At 72.9% G+C, this 18,223-nt stretch carries 15 protein-coding genes; 7 read left to right on the top strand and 8 right to left on the bottom strand.

Translation table 11 applies throughout. The annotated features are described in order from the left end of the window. Positions 1-72 precede the first annotated feature (72 nt). Together Cus16_RS04510 and Cus16_RS04505 are read left to right on the top strand one after the other, a co-directional pair. Positions 73-1,317 carry a phosphotransferase enzyme family protein gene (locus Cus16_RS04510; RefSeq protein ID WP_069711479.1) on the top strand — a complete coding sequence of 415 codons (1,245 nt, stop codon included), beginning with the start codon at positions 73-75 and terminating at the stop codon, positions 1,315-1,317. 528 nt (positions 1,318-1,845) lie between these two features. Beyond that, the gene (locus Cus16_RS04505) at positions 1,846-3,972 is read left to right on the top strand and encodes a DEAD/DEAH box helicase (protein WP_069711478.1); all 2,127 of its coding nucleotides are present in this window, start codon (positions 1,846-1,848) and stop codon (positions 3,970-3,972) included. A gap of 135 nt (positions 3,973-4,107) precedes the next feature. On the opposite strand, the gene Cus16_RS04500 is transcribed toward Cus16_RS04505, so the two are convergent. Then, the gene (locus tag Cus16_RS04500; protein ID WP_022902366.1) at positions 4,108-4,380 is read right to left on the bottom strand and encodes a mycoredoxin; all 273 of its coding nucleotides are present in this window, start codon (positions 4,378-4,380) and stop codon (positions 4,108-4,110) included. A 59-nt stretch (positions 4,381-4,439) separates the two neighbouring features. On the opposite strand from Cus16_RS04500, the gene Cus16_RS04495 reads away from it, so the two are divergent. Beyond that, positions 4,440-5,972: a CYTH domain-containing protein gene (locus Cus16_RS04495; protein WP_069711477.1), complete on the top strand. Its 1,533-nt coding sequence runs from the start codon at positions 4,440-4,442 to the stop codon at positions 5,970-5,972. Between the two features lie 48 nt (positions 5,973-6,020). Here Cus16_RS04495 and Cus16_RS04490 read toward each other — a convergent pair whose 3' ends face one another. Together Cus16_RS04490 and Cus16_RS04485 are read right to left on the bottom strand one after the other, a co-directional pair. Further along, on the bottom strand, positions 6,021-8,192 hold the full coding sequence (locus Cus16_RS04490; RefSeq protein ID WP_069711476.1) for a S9 family peptidase: 2,172 nt from the start codon (positions 8,190-8,192) through the stop codon (positions 6,021-6,023). Further along, a complete protein-coding gene (locus tag Cus16_RS04485; protein ID WP_141718815.1) occupies positions 8,189-9,307 on the bottom strand; it encodes a Fic family protein in 1,119 nt (372 codons plus the stop codon). Before Cus16_RS04485 ends, Cus16_RS04490 begins: the two co-directional genes overlap by 4 nt. A gap of 255 nt (positions 9,308-9,562) precedes the next feature. On the opposite strand from Cus16_RS04485, the gene Cus16_RS04480 reads away from it, so the two are divergent. Further along, positions 9,563-10,762, top strand: a complete 1,200-nt coding sequence (locus Cus16_RS04480; RefSeq protein WP_069711474.1) for an amidohydrolase — start codon at positions 9,563-9,565, stop codon at positions 10,760-10,762. A 66-nt stretch (positions 10,763-10,828) separates the two neighbouring features. On the opposite strand, the gene Cus16_RS04475 is transcribed toward Cus16_RS04480, so the two are convergent. Together Cus16_RS04475 and Cus16_RS04470 are read right to left on the bottom strand one after the other, a co-directional pair. Continuing rightward, positions 10,829-11,719 (bottom strand): aminodeoxychorismate lyase, encoded by an 891-nt coding sequence (locus Cus16_RS04475; RefSeq protein WP_069711473.1) that lies wholly within the window; start codon positions 11,717-11,719, stop codon positions 10,829-10,831. Positions 11,720-11,753: 34 nt separating this feature from the next. Then, entirely contained in the window at positions 11,754-12,104 is a 351-nt protein-coding gene (locus Cus16_RS04470) for a tryptophan synthase subunit alpha (RefSeq protein WP_069711472.1), read from the bottom strand. A 64-nt stretch (positions 12,105-12,168) separates the two neighbouring features. On the opposite strand from Cus16_RS04470, the gene Cus16_RS04465 reads away from it, so the two are divergent. Further along, a complete protein-coding gene (locus tag Cus16_RS04465; RefSeq protein ID WP_069711471.1) occupies positions 12,169-12,675 on the top strand; it encodes an 8-oxo-dGTP diphosphatase in 507 nt (168 codons plus the stop codon). 56 nt (positions 12,676-12,731) lie between these two features. Here the strand turns inward: Cus16_RS04465 and Cus16_RS04460 are convergent, their stop codons facing one another. The 3 genes from Cus16_RS04460 to Cus16_RS04450 form a co-directional block, all read right to left on the bottom strand. Next, positions 12,732-13,019, bottom strand: a complete 288-nt coding sequence (locus Cus16_RS04460) for a hypothetical protein (RefSeq protein WP_069711470.1) — start codon at positions 13,017-13,019, stop codon at positions 12,732-12,734. A gap of 29 nt (positions 13,020-13,048) precedes the next feature. Next, a complete protein-coding gene (locus Cus16_RS04455) occupies positions 13,049-14,623 on the bottom strand; it encodes an ABC transporter permease (RefSeq protein WP_069711469.1) in 1,575 nt (524 codons plus the stop codon). Positions 14,624-14,705: 82 nt separating this feature from the next. Further along, positions 14,706-16,394, bottom strand: coding sequence for a cation:proton antiporter (locus Cus16_RS04450; RefSeq protein WP_069711468.1), 1,689 nt, complete (start codon positions 16,392-16,394; stop codon positions 14,706-14,708). 116 nt (positions 16,395-16,510) lie between these two features. Between Cus16_RS04450 and Cus16_RS04445 the strand changes: the two genes are divergently transcribed. Both Cus16_RS04445 and Cus16_RS04440 read left to right on the top strand, forming a co-directional pair. Continuing rightward, a complete protein-coding gene (locus Cus16_RS04445) occupies positions 16,511-17,767 on the top strand; it encodes an inorganic phosphate transporter (protein ID WP_083263701.1) in 1,257 nt (418 codons plus the stop codon). Positions 17,768-17,822: 55 nt separating this feature from the next. Then, positions 17,823-18,119 (top strand): hypothetical protein, encoded by a 297-nt coding sequence (locus Cus16_RS04440; RefSeq protein WP_069711466.1) that lies wholly within the window; start codon positions 17,823-17,825, stop codon positions 18,117-18,119. Positions 18,120-18,223: the final 104 nt, after the last annotated feature.

Below are 18,223 nucleotides of genomic sequence, written 5' to 3'. Positions count from 1 at the left end.
CGCTAGCCACGAGCCGCACGCCGAGCCGTGCACGATGGCGACGAAAGCACGTCCGCACGGTTGACTGGTCCCGTGTGGCCCAACCATGAGCGCGTCATCCCGCAGGCCTTCGCCGGCTCCGGGACCTCGGTGGTCGCCGCACGCGCGCACTCCGTCGAACCGTCGGGCAACGGCTACCTGTACGGGTACGAGGTCGACACCGTGGACCGGGCCGGCCAGCGCGCCACCGTCCTGACCTACGTCGACACCGGCGGCGCCCACGACCAGAACAGCGCCATCGTCACCGATCCCGCGACCGGCGAGCCCGTGTCCGTGTGGGCGTACCCGAACGACCCCGGCCTGCCCGTGCTGCCGCAGGTCACCTACCGTGACGCCGTGGCCGAGCTCCTGGCCGGCCTCGGCATGCCCGTCACCGACCCGGTGCTCTCCGTCGCGGCCTACCGCCCGGGCAAGCGGGCGGTCGTCCGCGTCGACGCCCCGGAGCGCACCCTCTTCCTCAAGATCGTGCGACCGCACCGGGTCGCACCGATCGTCGAGTCCCACGAGCAGTTCACCGCCGCCGGGCTGCCGGTACCGCGGGTGCTGTCGAGCCGCGGGGACGGCCTGCTCGTGCTCGAGCGGATCCGCGGGGTGCCGGCCGGCAGCCGCATCACCGAGATCGCCGACGACCCGCGTTTCGTCGCCTCGCTCGCGGCGCTCACCGGGCGGATCGCGACCGTGCCGATGACCCAGCAGGCACGCGCCGACGCGATGGACCACGCCGACTGGCACCGTCGCACGCTGGTCACCGCGCTGCCGCAGGACGCCGCCGAGATCGACGCGCTCTACGACGCGATCGGCCGCCGCTCGGTCGGCTGGGGGAGCGCGACGAAGCAGGTCGTGCACGGGGACCTGCACCTCGAGCAGGTCTTCGTCGACGAGGACGAGCCGTGGCGCATCTCGGGCCTGCTCGACATCGACACCGCCGGGTGGGGGTTCCCGGTCCGCGACATCGGCGCCGTGGTGGCACACCTCGTCGTCACGGGACTCTGGCACCGGTCGCGCGGCGACGCCGAGCGCGGTGCGGCCGCGGAGCGCCTCGCCGACGCCGTGGCGCGCGACTGGGTCGCGCGGAACCCCGGCGAAGCCGACCGCATCGGCCCGGCGATCGGTGCGCAGCTCCTCGCACACGCGGGCGGACAGGCGACGACCGGTTCGGCGAACGGCATCGAGACCGCGCAGCACCTGCTGACGGCGACGCGGGCGGCGCTCGCCGAGGCGTCGCCGGTCGTGCCGTCCGACGGCACGCTCCGTCCGCGGTCCGCACCGCAGGCCTGACCGCCCTGCCCCGCCCCGCCGCGTCCCGTCGGGCGTGCACCGCGTCGGACGGGAGGCGCGTGGCGGCGTCGAGCCGTGCCTCCCGTCCGACGCCAGGTCACCATCGTGGGCCGCTCGCGCGACCGCGCACCGGGACCGGTGGACGACCGCGACGCGCGCGGGTCCCGTGGACTCGCCTCCGTCGGTCGTCGGGGAGTAAACTGTGCCTGCACGCACCGTGTCGTCACGTGCCGCGTCGATTCCGGACGCGACAGTCGGTCGCTTGACCGACGTGGGGACCGGATCCGTGGATGCCCGACGGGCACCACGTGCGTGCGACGGCGCCGGATCCCGGCGCGGACCGTCGTGCCGGACACCCTCGGGGTGCGGGCGCGGGGCGGACCGCGGGACTCCACCGGACGTCCTGTGACGGGACCGGCGAACGAGCGGGCCAGGGTGGCCCGTGGGCCGGAGTCGCGCCAGGCGCCGGTCGATGACTTCCCGCCGAGACGGCGGCTCGCCCGGACACGGGCGGAACAAGGAGGAGCGTTGGCTCGATCAGGCACCCGGCGAGCAGCCGGCGGGACGCGGACCGCGTCGCGCCGCACCCGGCCGCTCGACAACGACGGCGTCATCCCCGTCCTCGCCCGCGCCGTGCGCGAGGTCGAGGCGGCGGCGCAGCGTGGACCGCTCAAGGCGTCGAACCGGTCGAAGTTCCAGGCCGTCGCGCTGCTCATGCGCGAGGAGCGTGCGCGGGTCAAGGCCGACCCGGAGCTCTCCGACGCGCAGCGCGCCGAGCAGCTCAAGCGGCTCGACGGGGTCGCGACGATCCTGGCGAAGACCGCGGCGCGCGACACGAGCGTCATCCAGCTGCTCACCGAGGAGGCCTCGGTCGGCGAGGCGACCCGGACCGCGAAGCGCGACATGATGATCGCCGGCGGCATGGAGCTGCAGCCGGAGGACCTCGTGATCGCCGCCGAGCCGTCGCCGGTCGTCGAGACGCCGGTGCGCTCGGTGCTGCCGCAGGCGGTCGTGCAGCGCCAGCTCGCGAACCCGTTCCTCGCGCCGGACTTCGCCCTCGCCGACCAGCCGGTCGCGCACCCGCGGCGCCTGGCGAACTGGGAACTGTTCGGGCCGCTCTTCAAGTCGTTCGAGTACGGCGCCGGCGGGGGAACGGCCTCGATGCCGCTGCCCGAGCCGTCGTCGCTGCACTCGCGGTCAGGTACCACGCTCATGAAGCACCAGGCGGAGCTCGTGGCGGCCGCCTCGCAGGGGCACCGCTCGTTCCTGCTCGCCGACGAACCGGGCCTCGGCAAGACCGCGCAGTCCCTGCTCGCCGCCGACGCCGCGAACGCGTTCCCGCTGCTCGTCGTCGTGCCGAACGTCGTGAAGACGAACTGGGCACGCGAGGCCGCCCGCTGGGTGCCGAACCGGACCGCGACGGTCATCCACGGCGACGGTGACGACCTGGACGGCTTCGCCGACATCGTCATCGTCAACTACGAGATCCTCGACCGGCACGCCGGCTGGCTCGGGAACTTCGGGTTCCGCGGCATGGTCGTCGACGAGGCGCACTTCATCAAGAACAAGGAGTCGCAGCGCTCCCGGTTCGTGCTGCAGCTCGCCGAGAAGATCCGCTCGCGGGTGTCGTCGCCGCTGCTCATGGCGCTGACCGGGACGCCGCTGATCAACTCCGTCGAGGACTTCCGCACCATCTGGGAGTTCCTCGGCTGGATCGACGACAAGAAGCCGCGCGCGAAGCTCATGAACGAGCTCGAGGAGATCGGGCTGACCCCGGCCGACCCCGGGTTCTTCGTCGAGGCGCGCAAGGCCGTCATCGACCAGGGCATCGTCCGCCGCCGCAAGGTGGACGTCGCCGCGGACATCCCCGCCCGACGCATCGCCGACATCCCGGTCGAGCTCGACGGGGAAGAGGGCCGTTCGATCCGCGACGCCGAGCGCGAGCTCACCGCGAAGCTCGTCCGCCGCTACCACCAGGCGCTCGACGCGCGCACCGGGCAGGACCCGGTCGTCGGCATCGACCACAAGCTCGTCCGCCAGGTCGCGCGGTGGGAGCTCGAGGACCAGGACGCCTCGTCGACCGGCGAGAACGTGTTCTCGATGGTCCGACGCATCGGTCGCGCGAAGGCGCAGCTCGCGGCGGACTACGCCGCGCAGCTCGCCTCGAACGTCGGCAAGGTCGTGTTCTTCGCGAAGCACCTCGACGTCATGGACCAGGCCGAGGAGGTCTTCGCCCGTCGGCACCTGAAGACCGCCACGATCCGCGGCGACCAGACGCCGGCGCAGCGCACGGCCGAGATCGACTCGTTCGTGAACGACCCCGACGTGGCCGTCATCGTCTGCTCGCTCACCGCGGCGGGCGTCGGCCTCAACCTGCAGGTGGCCTCCAACGTCGTGCTCGCCGAGCTGTCCTGGACGAGCGCCGAGCAGACCCAGGCGATCGACCGCGTGCACCGCATCGGGCAGGAGGAGCCCGTCACCGCGTGGCGCATCATCGCCGCGCAGACGATCGACACCAAGATCGCCGAGCTCATCGACTCGAAGGCGTCCCTGGCCGCCCGCGCGCTCGACGGCTCGGACGAGGAGGTCGCCGACTCGGGCGACATCCAGCTCGACGCGATGGTGGCGCTGCTCGAGGACGCGCTGGCGCGCTGACGCGGGGCGCTGGCGCGTGGGCGCTGGCGCCTCGCTCGCGGCTTCGAACCACGAAACCGACATCGAACCGGGGCTCGCGCCTGGTTCGATGTCGGATTCGTGGTTCGTCAGGGCCAGCCGGCCCCGCGCCGCGCCTCAGACGCGCGACTGCACCTCGGCCAACGAGGGGTTCGTCGCCGTGCTCCCGTCCGGGAACACGAGCGTCGGCACGGTCTGGTTGCCGCCGTTCACCTCGGCGACGAGCTCGGCCGTCCCCGGGGTCTGCTCGATGTCGACCTCGCGGAAGGGGACACCGGCCTTCGTCATCTGGTTCTTCAGCCGGGCGCAGTAGCCGCACCAGCTCGTGGTGAACATCGTGACGCCGCCGGCCTCGGGCACGAACGCGTCGCGGGTGATCGTCTCGCTCATGTCCACAGGCTAACCCCGCCGGTTCGGGGAACCCCGGACGCCCTGGTAGACAGGAGCGTGTGACGGACACCCACCTCGAGATCGAGCGCACCTACGACCTGCCCGAGGGCGACGACCTCCCCGACCTGGTCGGGATCGGCAGCATCGCCCGCACCGAGCACGAGGAACCGTTCGTCCTCGACGCCACCTACTGGGACACCGAGCGGTACGACCTCGTCGCGTCCCGTGTCACCGTCCGGCGCCGGACGGGCGGCCACGACGCCGGGTGGCACATCAAGCGCTCCGCGTCGGACACCGTCCGCCACGAGCAGCACTTCCCCCTGACCGAGGACGCCGACACCGTGCCGGACGAGGTCCTCGGTGCGCTCTTCACCGAGCGGCGCGGACGCGGCCTGCGCCCCGTCGTGCGGATCACGACCACGCGGACCGTCACCCGGCTGCTCGACGAGGACGACGAGCAGGTTGCCGAGCTGGCGGACGACGCCGTCGTCGCGCAGCGCCTCGACGACGCGGCACCGGCGACCCCGCGGACGTGGCGCGAGGTCGAGGTCGAGACGGTCGGTGCCGTCGACGAACAGGTCGCGCACGAGCTCTTCGCCTCGCTCGACGGACGCTTCGCCGCCGTCGGTGCCGCGCCCGCCGCGGTCGCGTCGAAGCTGGCGCGGGGGCTCGAGGGTGCGCCGGCGGCACGCCTCCGCACCGCCGACAAGCCCGAGAAGGGCACCGCGGCCCGTGCGCTCACGAAGCGGCTGCGGAAGCTGCGGACGGCACTCCTCGGACAGGAGGCCGTGCTCCGCTCCGGCGGGCCGGCCGACCTCCGCGGGACGGCCCGGACCGCCCTCGGCATCGCCGCCGTCCTGTCGGCCTACCGTCCGGCGTTCCCCGACACCGCCGCGGCCGACCGCGCCGCCGAGGCGGCGGACGCACTGGCGGCCGTCACCGCCCGTGCCGCGCTCGCGGAGCACCTCGTGGAGCGCCTGCCGTACGCGTCGTCACCGGCCCAGGACCTGCTCGTGGACGCGATGACCCGCGAGCGGATCCTCGCCGCGACCCGGGAGCGCCGCTCCGTCGCGGTGGGCGAGGTCACGGCCTTCCTGCACGGTGAGCCGTACCTCGAGCTGCTCGACGCCCTCGACGACGCGGTCGAACGGCCCGCACCGACCGCCTGGGCGCTGCGGTCGCCGAAGCACGTGGCGCAGGACGTGTCGGCGATCGAGAAGCCGCGCGTCCGGGAGCTCGTGCGACGGGCCGTCGCGGACGACGACGAGAGCGTCGGGCTCGTCGACCGCGAGGCGTCGGAGCGCACCGCGACCGAGGAGGCCTGGCGCGCGGCCACCCGGGCCCGCGCCGCGATGGACGTGCTCGGCGACGACGCCTTCCCGCACGCGCTGTGGACGCGCATCGGGGACGCGGCAGACGTGCTGACCGAGCGGGTGCGCTCGTTGCACGCGCTCGACGTCCTGCGGGTGCACTCGGGGATCGCCGAGCGCGGTGGGGAGGGGACGTTCGGGTACGGCGTGCTCGCGGGTGACCGCGTCCGCCTGGCCGAGGAGTCCTACGACCAGGCGGTGCACGCGCTCAACCGCGTCTGAGCGGCCGGGCCGGGACACGTCGTCCTGGCCCGACCCGGCCCGCGGTCCTCAGCCGGCGGCGATCGGCCGGGCGGAGGCCGCCGCCGGGTTCACGTCGGCGAGGCCGAGCACGTCGAGCAGCCAGGCCAGTTCGAACGCCCGCTCCCGCCACGAGTCGTAGCGGCCGCTCACGCCGCCGTGCCCCGCGGCCATCTCGGTCTTGAGCAGCACCGGGGCACCGACCTCGCGGAGCCGGGCGGTCCACTTCGCCGGCTCGACGTAGAGCACCCGTGTGTCGTTGATGGACGTCACCGCGAGGATCCGCGGGTACTGCACGTCCTCGCGGACGTTCTCGTACGGCGAGTACTCGCTCATGTACCGGTAGACCTCGGGGTCGTGGAGCGGGTCGCCCCACTCGTCCCACTCGATCACCGTCAGGGGCAGGTCCGGGTCGAGGATGCTCGTCAGGGCGTCGACGAACGGCACCGCGGCGAGGATGCCCGCGAAGCGTTCCGGCGCCAGGTTCGCGACGGCGCCCATGAGCAGGCCGCCGGCGCTGCCGCCCTCGGCCACCAGCCGGTCGGCGCTCGTGCGACCGGACTCGACGAGGTGCTCGGCGACCGCCACGAAGTCGGTGAAGGTGTTCTTCTTGGTGAGGGTCTTGCCGTCCTCGTACCAGTGCCGCCCCATCTCGCCACCGCCGCGCACGTGTGCCACCGCGAAGACGACCCCGCGGTCGAGCATCGACAGGCGCATCACGCTGAAGCCCGGGTCGATCGAGTGCTCGTACGAGCCGTACCCGTACAGGTGCAGGGGGGCCGGCTCGTCGGCGTCCACGGCGTCCCGCCGCCACACGAGCGAGATCGGCACCTTCGTGCCGTCGGGTGCGGTCGCCCAGTCCCGCTCCTGCACGTAGTCGTCCGGGTCGTAGCCGCCGAGGACCGGCTGGCGCTTCAGGACCGTCACCTCGCCGGTGGCCAGGTCCAGGTCGCTCACCTCGGACGGGGTGACGAACGAGGTGTACCCGATGCGGAGGGTCGGCTGGTCCCACTCGGGGTTGCCGCCGAGTCCGGCCGAGAAGAGCGCCTCGTCGAAGGGGACCTCGTGGGCGTCGCCGTACCCGTCGCCCTCGATCGGGATGATCGCGACGCGGGGGAGTGCCTCCGACCGGTACTCGAGCGCGAGGTGTCCGGCGAAGGCGTCCACGGACTCGATCCGACGCTCGGGGTGGTGCGCGACGACCACGCGGCGGTCGTGCTCGTCGGTCGGGTCGTCGGCGGGCACGTCGACGAGCTCGAAGTTCTCGGCACCGTCGTTGTGCAGCACCAGGAAGCGGTCGCTCCCGCCCACGATGGCGTGCTCGATCTCGTACTCGACGCCCTCGCGCCGCGGCCACACGACGCGGAACTCGCCGGTCGGGTCGGCGGCGTCGAGCACCAGGGCCTCGGACGTGATCTTCGAGCCGAGCTCGATGACGATGTACTGCGACGACCGGGTGACCCCGACGCCGACCCAGTACCGGTCGTCCGGCTCCTCGAAGACGACCACGTCGTCCGCCGCGGCGGTGCCGACGGTGTGCCGCCAGATGCGGTCCGGACGCCAGGACTCGTCGACGGTCGGGTAGAACACGAAGCGTCCGGACGGGTCGAAGGTCGCACCGGCGCCGGTGTTCGGGATCTCGTCGCCGAGCTCGGTGCCGTCGGTGAGGTCGCGCACGTGCAGCGTGTACCGCTCGTCGCCCTCGACGTCGACGCCGTACACGAGCCGCGTGCCGTCGTCGCTGATGTCGTAGCTGCCGAGCGAGAAGAAGTCGTGGCCCTCGGCGAGGGCGTTGCCGTCGAGGACGACCTCCTCGCCCGGCAGGGCCGCGCCGTCCTCGTCGACGGCGGGCGGGGTCCAGTCGTCCGGACCGGCGATCGGGGCGCGGCAGTGCACGCCGTACTGGCTGCCCTCGGCCGTGCGGGTGAAGTACCACCAGCCGCCCGTCCGGACCGGCACGGAGAGGTCCGTCTCCTGCACGCGGTCCTTCACCTCGGCGAAGATGCGGTCCCGCAGGGCGTCCAGGTGCTCGGTCTGCGCGTCGGTGTACGCGTTCTCGGCCTCGAGGTACGCCAGGGTGTCCGATGACTCCTTGTCCCGGAGCCACTCGTAGTCGTCGACGAAGTCGATGCCGTGGTGGGTCCGCGTGACGGGCCGCTTGGCGGCGGTCGGCGGGGTGACCTGGACGTGCTCGCTGCTCACCCCGCCACCCTACGTGCACGGGCCTCGACGCCGTCCCGCACGCGCTCGGTGAACGCGTCGAGCTCGGCCGCCACGGCGGGGGCGACCCAGGCGCGCCGGGAGCGGCGGGTCGTGACCGGGCGGAGCACCCCGACGCGACAGAGGTCGGCGACCGTGTCGTCGAGCACGGCAGGTGGCAGGTCCGCGCGAGGGTCCCCGAGCAGGTCCGCGGCGTGCTCCTCGGTCAGCACGGCGTCCTGCTCGAGCGCGCGCCCCAGGACCGCGTGCGGGCCGGACGTGCACGTGGTCGCCGCACGGTCACGCGCGACCTCGTCGAGCAGCAGGCCGGTGACGACCCCCTCGTCGGACACCGTCCCGACCGCGATCGCCAGGTCGCGCACCCACCCGTCGACCGCCCCGTCGCGGTACCGGGCCAGGTGGGCGAAGTACCGGTCGCGTTCGGCGACCAGGACGGTGGCGACCGGCGCACTGACCGTCCGGGTGCAGCCCCGTCGGCGCAGCACCGCGGCCACGAGCGCACGCCCCGTCCGCCCGTTCCCGTCGGTGAACGGGTGGATCGACTCGAACTGGGCGTGCGCGATCGCCGCCTGTGCCACGGGGTGCAGGTCGTCGCGCTCGAGGAACGCGAACAGGTCGGCCATGAGCGCCGGCACGAGCTCGGGCGGGGGCGGCACGTGGTCGGCGTCCCGCGGGGTGCGGCCGCCGCCGATCCAGTTCTGCACCGCGCGGTAGCGGCCGGCGTACCGGCCGTCGACCGGGTCGTGCCGCATGAGCCGCCGGTGTGCGTCGAGCAGCGTCGTCTCGTCGAGCCGGCCGTCGCCCGCCGCCGCGACGAGCCGCTCGAGCGCGTCACCGGCGTGCACCATCGCCGAGGCGCTCGGGTTCGCCCGCGACCCGACGAGGGCCCGCGCGACGTCGTCGACCCCGGCGGACTCGTGCTCGATGCGCGAGGTCGCCACGGCGTCGGTCCGGGCGAGCAGCCGGTGCAGCGGGCCGGCGCCGTCCGTGCGGTCCAGGGCGGCGAGGGCGTCGAGACTCCGGTCGAGCAGGGCCTCGGTGCCCTCGTCGGGTTCCCACCGGGCACCCGCGATGGCGGGCGGGACGGACACCCGCACGGACGTGGTCGTCCGGGTGGCCCGGTCGCCCCGGACACTGCTCCGCCACGGGCGGTCCTCGGTCCGGTGCGCCGGCCAGGCAGGGGGTGCTGCGGACGATCGGGAACGGCGACGGGCGTGGGTCACGGCACCTCCTGGATCGTGGTCGTACCCGGACGGTACGACCCGGCGGCGCACGCGCACCAGCGATCCGCATGTCGTGTGCACATCCGCGATCCGCGTGGCGCCTGCCCACCGCGGACGTAGCGTGGTGGCATGACCCACTCCTTCGTCGTCACCGGTGCCCACGTCGTCCCCGTCACCGCCCCCGCGTTCGACGGCGGCGCCGTCGTCGTCGAGGACGGCCGCGTCACCGCGGTCGGCCCCGACGTGACCCCGCCGCCCGGGCTGCCCGTCGTCGACGCCGCGGGCGCCTGGCTCGTCCCCGGCTTCGTCGAGGCGCACGGCCACGTCGGCATCCACGAGGAGGCGAACGGCTGGGCGGGCAACGACACGAACGAGATGACGGACCCGAACACGGCCGCCGTCCGGGCGATCGACGCCGTCGACATCGACGACGAGGGCTTCCGCGACGCCCTGTCCGGCGGCATCACGAGCATCGTGGTGAAGCCCGGCTCCGGCAACCCGATCGGCGGGCAGACCGTCGCGATCAAGACCTGGGGCGGGCGCACGATCGACGAGCAGCTCATCTCCGACGCGGTCAGCGTGAAGAGCGCCCTCGGCGAGAACCCGAAGCGCGTGTACGGCGAGAAGGGCAAGACGCCCTCGACGCGCCTCGGTGTCGCGAAGGTCATCCGCGAGGCCTTCGTCGCCGCGCAGGACTACCGCGCCGCCCGCGACGCCGCCGCCGCGAAGGGAGAGCCCTTCACCCGCGACCTGACGAAGGAGACGCTCGTCCGCGTGCTCGACGGCGAGCTCGCCTGGGACCAGCACGTGCACCGGCACGACGACATCGCGACCGCGCTGCGCCTCGCCGACGAGTTCGGCTACCGGCTCGTCGTCAACCACGGCACCGAGGCGCACAAGATCGCCGACGTGCTCGCCGAGCGCGACGTCCCGGTGATCTACGGCCCGCTGTTCACGAGCCGCTCGAAGGTGGAGCTGCGCGACCGCGGCATCCCGAACCTCGCGCGGCTCGCCGCCGCGGGCGTGCGCGTCGCGATCACCACCGACGCCCCGGTCGTCCCGATCAACATGCTCGTCGACCAGGCCATCGCCGCCGTCAAGGAGGGCCTGCCGTGGCAGACCGCGCTCGAGGCGCTCACCGTGAACCCGGCGGACTTCCTCGGCTTCGGCGACCGCGTCGGTCGCATCGAGCCGGGCTTCGACGCCGACCTGGTGCTCTGGGACGGCGACCCGCTGGCGGCGACCAGTCGCGCGACGCGCGTCTGGATCGACGGCGCGTCCGTCTACGAGTGGGCCGACGGGACGGGCGTCACCACCCCGCGCTGGTGACCCGACGACGGCCCGGAGGCGTCCGGCGAGCCCGCCACGCGCCTCCTGGCCGTCCCGGGGTACCGGCTACTGCTCGCGGGAGAGCAGGAAGTCGTTGATGCGCTCGGTCATCGGCAGGTCCATCCCGCGCGCGACACCGTTCACCGAGCGGATCGGCGCGGCCTGGCGGACGCTCGACAGCAGCCAGAGCGCGTCCGCCGCCTCGAGGTCGGCGAGCGTCAGGAGCTCGTACGACGTCGCGATGCCCTCTGCCTCGGCGAAGCGGAAGACGTCGGCCTGCGTCGTGCCGGCGAGGATGCCGATGTCCGTGCGCGGCGTGACGAGGCGCCCGTCGACCGAGGCGACGAGGTTCGCGCGGGTGCCCTCGAGGACGTAGCCGTCCGTCGAGACGAACAGTGCGTCGTCGGCCCCGCGACGCTCGGCTTCGCGCAGTGCCGCCATGTTCACGGCGTACGACAGCGTCTTGGCCCCCTGCAGCAGCCACGATGAGGTGCGCTCGACGTCGTGCCGGTAGCCGCGGTCGAGCGTCACGACCGCGATGCCCTCGGTGCGGGCGGGGGTCTGGTCACCCGAGGGTGCCGCGTACACCCAGCCCGTCGGACGCCCGGAGCCCTCGACGCCACGGGTCATGACGGTCTTCGCGAACGCCTCGTGCACCGGGTCGAGTCGGGCGCAGACGGCCTCGATCGCCTGCCGCCACGCGTCGACGTCCGGCTCCGGCAGGTCGAGCATCGCGGCGCTCCGGACGAACCGTGCCAGGTGCGGCTCGAGCGCCTGCGGTCGGCCGTCGACGACCGTGATCGTCTCGAAGACGCCGTCGCCGCGGATCGCGCCGAGGTCCTGCACCTGGAGGTGCTCCTCGAGCGGCTCCACCCAGGTGTACGCGTCGGCCGAGGGGTCGTGCGGGTCGGCGTGCCGCGAGGGCTGGTTGAGGACGGCGAGGACGGTGTCGGTCATGCCCCCATCCAACCGCAGCCGGCGTCCGCGCGGGTCAGCCGGCTCCGGGCAGCGCGCCCATGAGCTTCCACACCGCGGGCGTCAGCTCCGGGTGCAGCAGGGCGATGCGGCGCAGGCGGTGGTACTCCTCGCCGAGCTCGGTGCCCTGTCCGGACGCCGGGTGCCCGGCCCAGTGCGCGCTCCGCTGACCGATCGCGGCGTCGAGCTCGACGGCCTCGGCCCGCAGGATGAGCACGACCTGCTCGTCGACGGTCGGCAGCGTCGGCATGAACTCCCACGGGTCCTCGCCCGCGCGGCTCCGGTGCTCGACGAGCACCGAGATCTCCTCGGCGGCCTCGGCGCGCAGCACTTCGAGGCTGCGCCCGGTCCTGCGGGGCTCAGCCATGGTGCCCCCGCAGCACGCGTGCCATGAGGAGAGCGTACGACAGATCGTCCGACAGACTGGACGCGTGACCGAGCGCGACGAGAGCAAGTCCCAGCACGCCCCGGTGGTCGTCGTCTACCTGCTGCGCGACGGCGTCGCGGGTCCGGAGGTGCTGCTCGGCGAGAAGCGCCGCGGCCTCGGGACCGGGCGGCTCGTCGGCCCGGGTGGGAAGCGGGAGCCGGGCGAGCCGCCGGTGGCGGCTGCCGTGCGGGAGGTCCGGGAGGAGGTCGGCCTGCGGCTCGACCCCGCCGACCTGGAGGCGCGTGGCACGTTGGACTACCGGTTCCCGTACCGCCCGTCCTGGTCCCAGGTCTCGGACGTGTTCGTCTGCCGCCGCTGGCAGGGGAGCCCGACGGGCAGCGACGAGCTGGAGCCGCGGTGGATCCCCGTCGACGCGGTGCCGTACGACGCGATGTGGGACGACGCGCGCTACTGGCTGCCCGGCGTGCTCACCGGGGGGACGGTGGACGCGCGGTTCACCTTCGCCGCGGACGACGCGACGGTGTCGGGCTTCAGCGGTCGAGGGGTCTGACCCGGCGCCTGCTCAGCCCGACGTGTGCGTCCGGGAACGGCCGGTGCAGCCGCGGCTCAGCGCGACGCCTGCGTGCGGGTGCTGGCGGTCCGGGCCTCCTCGGCCGCCGCGAGGACGTCGGCGTCCCCGCTCCGACCACCGAGCGGGCGGACGAAGAAGTCGACGATCCCGACGACGATCGCGCCGATGACCGCGAACATCGCCCACCCCACGAAGAGGCCCGCGGTGTTCCGCCCGTCCGCGGGAGCCAGCAGCACGCTCGCGGCGTACAGCACGGCCGCGAGCACGAGGAACACGACGACCACGGTGACGAGCGTGCGGTGCCAGACGGTACGGGAGTCCATCCGGCCAGGATACGCCGGGTCGGACGCGCTCAGCGGTCCGCGTGCCGCCCGTGCGCCCGCTCCGCGGTGCGGGCGGCCTCCGTGCGCGGTGCCTCCGGTCGCGCGACCGGGCGGGTGCGTGGTCCGTTGCCCGCTCCGGGGGTCCGCGCCGGACCGGGTCGGTCGGCCGACCGCACCACGGGAATGCGGCCGGTCTGCGGTACCTGCCCCTCGAGCCCGTCGCGGGCCCCGGTGAAGACGTCACCGCCCACGCGTTCGTCCTGCCAGTCCTCGTCGCGCAGGATGCTCAGCGTGCCCGTCTCGGTCGACGTCAGGCCGTGCCGCTCGAGCTCGGCGTCGCGCTGGCGGCCGAGGAACTCCCGGTTCGCGGTCTGCGCGTCCTGGAACATCGTCGTGCGGTTCCCGACGATCGCCGCGATGCGCCGGCGCTCCCACCACGCCTTGCCGAAGAACATCAGCACGAGGCCCGCCGCGGCGTAGCAGGCCATCGTGACGAGACCGCGGCCGAACCCGGGGCCGACGCCGTAGATCTCGTGCTTGATCATGTCGACCATGCTCGAGCCGACCACGACGTGGTTGAGCCACGCGAAGGGCTCGGGCATGAACCACTTCGGGTACGCGCCGCCGGACGACGGCATCGAGAGGAAGACGAAGCAGATCATCGCGGGTGCGGCGATGAACCGGCCGACGAAGTAGCTCAGGCCGTTGACCGCGAGGCCGATCGCCACGATCCACCCCCAGGCGATGAGGACGAGCTCGATCCAGTGTCCGTGGATCGCCCCGAGCACGGGCCCGGCGAGCGTGTTCGTGATGAGCGAGATGACGAGGCCGCCGACGACGATCACCGCCATGCGGACGCGGTGGCGGAGCGGGCCGCCCATGATGCCGATGAACATCGCGACCATGTAGCCGCCGATGCACCAGGCGAGCATGACGTACATCGCGACGGTGCCGTACTCGTCGTACGCGGGCAGCGGCGCGAGCTCGGTGATCGTCGGCGCGGCGACGCCGATGCCCGTCAGCACGCCGGACAGCGTCGCCGGGACGAGCGAGGCGACCTGGAACTGGTGGGCGCTGGCCTTGAAGACCTCGTTCGTCGAGGGGTCGTACGCGACGGCCATCGTGCCGGCGAGCACGTCCCGCTTCGCCTGCGCGAGCGAGTCGACCACGTGGAAGACGTACTCACCGGGCAGGGCCTTGTCCACGGCGGCCACGAGCGTTGGGTCGCTCCCGACCAGCGCGACGGGGACGTCGTGCGGGTGCGGGGCGTGGAAGGCGAAGACGTAGCAGAGGCAGAAGCCGACGATGAAGAACAGCGGCATCCAGAGCTGCAGGCCGATCAGCTGCAGCGAGGGGTGGAGGGTGCCGTACCAGCGGCGGTACCGGCTGATGTGCTGCGGCTCCGGCACGGGGGCCTGGCGCACGCGGGAGCGGCCGCCCGCGCCGGTCCGGCTGCCGGCGACCGGGGCGCCCCGGCGGGGCTTCGAGCCGCCGCGGGTCGAGGGCCGGGTCTGCCGCTGCCTGGGGGCGGCGGTCTGCCGCGGCGCTCCGTCTCGTTCCGGGAGGTCGGTGTTCCTGGGGACGTCGTTCCGCGGCTCGCTCACTCGGCGCTCTGCTCCTCTTCCTGGGATCGGAGCGCCACGATACGCCCGGTCCGCTCACGGTGCGCCGGGAGCGGGACACCGGTCAGGAACGACTGCGGGAGGCCTGCGCCGAGTCCATCGCGAGCTCCTCGGCGTCGAGCGTCACGAGCACGCGGCGCATGACCTCCTCGTCGAGGTTGCCCTTCTCGCGCTCCTCGAGCACGATCTCCCGCCGCCGGTCGAGCAGCTCACGCCGGATGTCCTGGATCTGCGCCCCGCGGAGGCGCATCGGGGCGTTGCGTTCCTCGTCCTCCTCTTCCTCCGCGTCGCGGCGGAAGGTCTCGGCCTGCCGCTCGAGCCGGGCCTTCAACCGGTTCACGACGCTGTCGACCGCCTGGTGCCCGTACTGCTGGGCCCAGGCCGGACGCCGCCGCTCGAGCAGGGCGATCGCGGCCTCGGTCGTGCGCTGGTTGAGGCGCATCTCGCTCCGGACGTCCTCCTCGCCCTCCGCCGGGTCCTGCACCTTGAGCGCGCGGATGACGAACGGGAGCGTGAGGCCCTGCAGCAGGAGCGTGCCGACCGTGACGACGAACGCGATGATGAAGATCGTGTCCTGCGCCTTGATCTGCACGGGGTCGGCGACGACGGCCACCGCGGCGGCGAGCGTGACCACGCCGCGCATGCCGGTCCACGAGATGACGGTGAGCTCCCGCCAGTTCAGCTTCGGTTCGGCCGTGCCGCGCAGCCAGCGGAGCGACCGGTGGCCCCGGGACAGCCGGACCCGCAGGGGTCTGAGCCACAGCCGGTTCAACCGGTTGCGCGCGTACGACTCGAAGACGAAGAGGGGCCGGACGAGGATCACGACGGCGAGCACGACCGCGGCGGCGGTGAGCGTCTGCGTCAGGCTGCGGTCGCTCTCGAGGAGGTCCTGGACGACGGTCTTGAGCTGCAGCCCGATGAGGGCGAAGACGAACCCCTCGAGGATGACGTCGATGCTCGTCCACAGCGGGCGTTCCTGCAGCCGGGTCGCGTAGCCCTCCTTCGGCGAGTTGTAGCCGATGTAGAGCCCCGCGGTGACGACCGCGATGACCCCGGAGCCGGACAGGTGCTCGGCGAGGACGTAGGCGACGAACGGCAGCAGGATGCTCATGATCGTCTCGACGACCGGGTCGTTGATGCGCATCCGGATCCAGTGCACCGCGACGCCGAGGACGATGCCGACCACCAGGCCGACGCCGATCGCGAGCCCGAAGATGCCGAGGTCCTGCCAGATCGTCAGGGAGGTGCCCGCGGCGATGAGCGTGAACACCCGGACCAGGGTCAGCGACGCCGCGTCGTTGATGAGGCTCTCGCCGGACAGCACCGTCATCACGCGGCGGGGGAGGCCGAGCTTGCGCCCGATCGCGGCGGCGGACACGGCGTCCGGCGGCGCGACCACGGCGCCGAGCAGGATCGCGGCCGGCCAGTCCATGTCGGGGATGAGGATGTACGCCGCGAGTCCGACCGCCGCCGCCGTGACGATCACGAGGAAGATGCCGAGGCGACGGATCTGCTTGATCGACTGCCGGAAGCTCTGCCACGAGACGTCGAGGGCCGCCGAGTAGAGCAGCGGCGGCAGGACCACGGTGAGGATGACCTCGGAGTCGATCTCGATCTCGGGCAGACCGGGGAGGAACGACACCGCCAGCGCCACGGCCGTGACGAGCAGCGGCGCGGGGAGCCCCTTGGCGCGCGCGAAGCCGGTCACCGCGAGCGAACCGATCAGCAGGATGAGGAGTTCCGCGGTGTCCATGGGGTCCATCCTCCCATCCGGGTCGTTCCGATCCTGAACGATCCCGCAGGCCCGGTGAACGAGGGGTGAACGGCAGGGTTTGCCCCGAGGCCGATGGGCTGCGACACTTGCCCGCGGTGGACATCACACTCATAGTCGTCCTGGTCATCGCGTTGGCCCTCTTCTTCGACTTCACAAACGGATTTCACGACACCGCCAACGCGATGGCGACGCCGATCGCCACCGGTGCCATGAAGCCCAAGGTGGCCGTCACGGTCGCCGCGGTGCTCAACCTGGTCGGTGCGTTCCTCAGCACCGCCGTCGCGACGTCGATCTCGCACGGCCTCATCAACGAGGGACCCGGTGGGGTGGCGATCACCCCCGAGATGATCTTCGCGGGACTCATCGGCGCGGTCGTGTGGAACATGATCACGTGGCTGCGCGGCCTGCCGTCGTCGTCCTCGCACGCGCTGTTCGGCGGGCTCATCGGCGCCGCGATCGTCGGCGCCGGCTTCGACTCGGTCAACTACGCCGCGCTGCTGACGGTCGTCATCATCCCGGCCTTCCTGTCGCCGGTGATCGCCGCGCTGGTGTCGTTGCTCGCGACGCGCATCGCCTACCGGGTCACCCGCCGTCCGGTGTTCCCGAACGAGCGCGGCGGGTTCCGCATCGGCCAGGTCTTCACGAGCTCGATGGTGTCGCTCGCGCACGGCACGAACGACGCGCAGAAGACCATGGGCGTCATCACCCTGACCCTGATCGCCTCGGGCGCGCAGTCGGCGGACCAGGGCGTCCAGTTCTGGGTCGTCGTGGCGTGCGCCCTCGCGATCGCCCTCGGCACCTACACCGGCGGGTGGCGCATCATCCGCACGCTCGGGTCGGGTATCACCGAGATCCGCGCCACGCAGGGCTTCGCGGCCGAGGCGTCGACCGCCGCGACCATCCTCGCGTCGAGCCACCTCGGCTTTGCCCTGTCGACGACCCAGGTCTCCTCGGGCTCGATCATCGGCGCCGGTCTCGGCCGCCGTGGGTCGAAGATCCAGTGGTCGACCGCGGGCAAGATCGTCATCGCCTGGTTCATCACGCTGCCGGCTGCCGCGGCCGTCGGGGCCGTCGCGTCGGGGATCGCCCGGCTCGGGATCGGGGGCCTCGTGATCGACGCCGTCGTCGGTGCCGCCGTGATCCTGGGGCTGTACCTCTGGTCGCTCCGGAAGCCCCACGAGCAGGCCTCGGCCATCGAGGTCGACGTCGCCGCGAACGCGGTCTTCACCCGCAAGGAGCTGCGCGACCTGCAGCGCAAGAAGCGCGCGGCCCGGGTCGCCGAGCGTCGCGCCGAGCTCAGCCGCGAGCGCACCCTGCGCCGCATGGCCGGACGCAACGGAGGACGCCGCTGATGGGCATCGCCACAGACTCGCGCTGCTTCGCGTTCCTGGACGGAGGGACCTGCTGATGGGCATCGACTGGTTCGCCTTCCTCACCGTCGCGATCGTCGCGGTCGTCGCCGCGTGCTTCGTGGTCCTCGTCTACTCGATCGGCCTCCGCCTCTGGAGCGCCGCCGACACCCGCGCCGGCAAGTACACCGTGAAGGACGACGGCACGGTCGGCCCGGCCACGGCCGGTTTCCCGCAGCCCGGGACGGTCCAGCCCGGCGTCCGGGCGTTCCGCGCGCTCGCCGTCGCGTGCTTCGCCCTCTCCGGCCTGGCCGTGCTCTACGGGATCTACCTGATCGTCCCGCAGTTCCACTGACGGACGTCACCACCTGACGGACGGGAGGCCCGTGGCGACGCCGCCACGGGCCTCCCGTCCGTGCACCGGTCACCACGCGCACCGACCTGCCGGACCGCACCGAC

The organism is Curtobacterium sp. ER1/6 (genome assembly GCF_001742745.1).
GTDB classification, from domain to species: Bacteria; Actinomycetota; Actinomycetes; order Actinomycetales; family Microbacteriaceae; genus Curtobacterium; species Curtobacterium citri.
The sequence above is the reverse complement of the archived record's forward strand: the minus strand, read 5'-3'. Positions and strand labels throughout refer to the sequence as shown.

Excerpts from the sequence above, each read along its gene's own strand:
- Cus16_RS04475 (WP_069711473.1), bottom strand. The coding sequence starts at position 11,719 with ATGACCGACACCGTCCTCGCCGTCCTCAACCAGCCCTCGCGGCACGCC.
- Cus16_RS04440 (WP_069711466.1), top strand. The coding sequence starts at position 17,823 with ATGGGCATCGACTGGTTCGCCTTCCTCACCGTCGCGATCGTCGCGGTC.
- Cus16_RS04480 (WP_069711474.1), top strand. The coding sequence starts at position 9,563 with ATGACCCACTCCTTCGTCGTCACCGGTGCCCACGTCGTCCCCGTCACC.
- Cus16_RS04460 (WP_069711470.1), bottom strand. The coding sequence starts at position 13,019 with ATGGACTCCCGTACCGTCTGGCACCGCACGCTCGTCACCGTGGTCGTC.
- Cus16_RS04450 (WP_069711468.1), bottom strand. The coding sequence starts at position 16,394 with ATGGACACCGCGGAACTCCTCATCCTGCTGATCGGTTCGCTCGCGGTG.
- Cus16_RS04500 (WP_022902366.1), bottom strand. The coding sequence starts at position 4,380 with ATGAGCGAGACGATCACCCGCGACGCGTTCGTGCCCGAGGCCGGCGGC.
- Cus16_RS04470 (WP_069711472.1), bottom strand. The coding sequence starts at position 12,104 with ATGGCTGAGCCCCGCAGGACCGGGCGCAGCCTCGAAGTGCTGCGCGCC.